Genomic DNA, 2,097 nt, shown 5'->3' on the forward strand with positions numbered 1-2,097 from the left:
CTGTTGATGGGTTTGATGAAGGACTATAAAAGAATAATTTATGACCAACGAAGCATTACAAAACTTAATTAGCAGCTGGATTCCTGAACTGGAATTTACTGAAGAAGGTTCTCAATTCTTAAATATTTCTGTAAAACCTGACCAATTACACCAATTATTATCACAATTAAAAAGCAATACCGAAACTAGTTTCGATTATTTATTTTGTTTAACTGGTATTGATTACGAAAAAGCATTAGGTGTTATTTATCATTTAGAATCTACTACACACAGACATATTATTGTTGTAAAAGTTCAAACGGAAGATAGAGAAAATCCAACGTTTGATTCTGTTTACGATATTTGGAGAACAGCTGAATTTCACGAACGCGAAGTATTCGATTTTTTTGGAATAAAATTTAATAACCATCCAAATTTAAAACGCTTGTTTTTAACTGATGAATGGGAAGGATTTCCTTTAAGAAAAGACTATGTAGATGAAATTAATATGGTTATTAAGTAATTATGGATACAACTATAAAAAATAGCAACTTAAAATCGGAAGAATATTTCATTAATATGGGACCTCAACACCCTGCAACTCACGGTGTTTTGCGTTTATTATTAACCATTGATGGTGAAATTATTAAAAAAGTTGAACCAGATTTGGGCTACATTCATCGTTCTATCGAAAAAATGTGCGAGCGCGATAGCTATCAGCAAATTGTTCATTTAACAGATAGAATGGATTATTTGTCTTCACACATAAATAATGAAGCGGTTTGCTTAACTGTTGAAAATGCACTTGAATTAGAAATTCCAGACCGAGTAAAAGTTATTAGAACCATAATTGGTGAATTAACAAGAATTGCATCACACTGTTTATGGTGGGGAGTTATGGGAATGGATGTTGGAGCATTGACTACTTATTTTTACGGTTTTAGAGATCGAGAAATGATTAACGATATATTTGAAGAAACTTGTGGCGCTCGTTTAACTATGAACTACAACATTCCAGGTGGTTTAATGTTTGATATACATCCAAATTTTGTAAAAAGAACCAAGGAATTTATTGCGCATTTTAAAACAAAATTACCTGAATACGATACCTTACTTACTGGAAACGTAATTTTTCAAAAACGTATGAAAGGCGTTGGAATTTTAACCAAAGAAGATGCTATTTCATTTGGAGCTTCTGGTCCAGTTGGTCGTGGCTCTGGTTATTCTTGTGATGTTAGAAAATACCATCCATACAGCGCTTTAGATAAAGTAACATTTAATGAAGTATTAAAAACTGATGGAGATAGTTTTGCACGTTACCAAGTGAGAATTCAGGAAATGTGGGAATCTTTATCAATCATAGAACAATTAATTGATAATATTCCTGAAGGCGATGTTCAAGTAGCAACCAATGCAGTTATAAAATTACCAAAAGGTGAGTTTTATCAAAAAGTTGAAACTGCACGTGGTGAATTAGGAGTTTATATCAACAGTACAGGAACTAAAAATCCATACCGATTAAAATTCCGTTCTCCTGGTTTTTCAAATTTATCACTGTTAAATCATATTTCAGTAGGAAGTAAAATTGGAGATTTAGTAGCAACTATGGCAACTTTAGATCTTGTAATTCCAGATATTGATAGATAAAATATATACAATGAAAATAGCATTAAACATTACAGAAACCATTACCAAATTGCTATCAGGCTTTATGTCTGAAGGTGCGGCAAATATTGGTACAATGATTACCATTGCATTAATATATTTAGTGATTTTTGCAGTTGCGGGTTTGTATCTTGTTTTATTAGAACGTAAAGTAGCTGCTTGGTTTCAATTACGTTTAGGACCAAACAGAGTTGGACCTTGGGGATTATTACAAACAATGGCAGATGCTTTAAAACTGGTTTCAAAAGAATTAACTGGAACGGTAAAAGCTGATAAATTTTTATACAATTTAGCACCATATTTTGTAATTGTATCGTCTTTAATGGCACTATCAGTTTTCCCTTTTACACAAGAATTTCAAGCATTTGACATAAATATTGGGCTTTTCTTTTTAATTGCAATTTCATCTATTGGTGTTATTGGAATTTTATTAGGTGGTTGGGCAAGTAATAA

At 31.8% G+C, this 2,097-nt stretch carries 3 protein-coding genes; all 3 read left to right on the forward strand.

All coding sequences use genetic code 11. The features are described from left to right. Window positions 1-40 precede the first annotated feature (40 nt). On the forward strand, window positions 41-502 hold the full coding sequence (locus ABY298_RS16150) for an NADH-quinone oxidoreductase subunit C (RefSeq protein WP_372747068.1): 462 nt from the start codon (window positions 41-43) through the stop codon (window positions 500-502). A gap of 2 nt (window positions 503-504) precedes the next feature. After that, window positions 505-1,626 (forward strand): NADH-quinone oxidoreductase subunit D, encoded by a 1,122-nt coding sequence (locus tag ABY298_RS16155; RefSeq protein WP_372747069.1) that lies wholly within the window; start codon window positions 505-507, stop codon window positions 1,624-1,626. Window positions 1,627-1,636: 10 nt separating this feature from the next. Next, the coding region (locus ABY298_RS16160; protein WP_372747070.1) for an NADH-quinone oxidoreductase subunit H at window positions 1,637-2,097 on the forward strand (461 nt) is incomplete at its 3' end.

The organism is Lutibacter sp. (genome assembly GCF_041596795.1).
GTDB lineage: Bacteria > Bacteroidota > Bacteroidia > Flavobacteriales > Flavobacteriaceae > Lutibacter.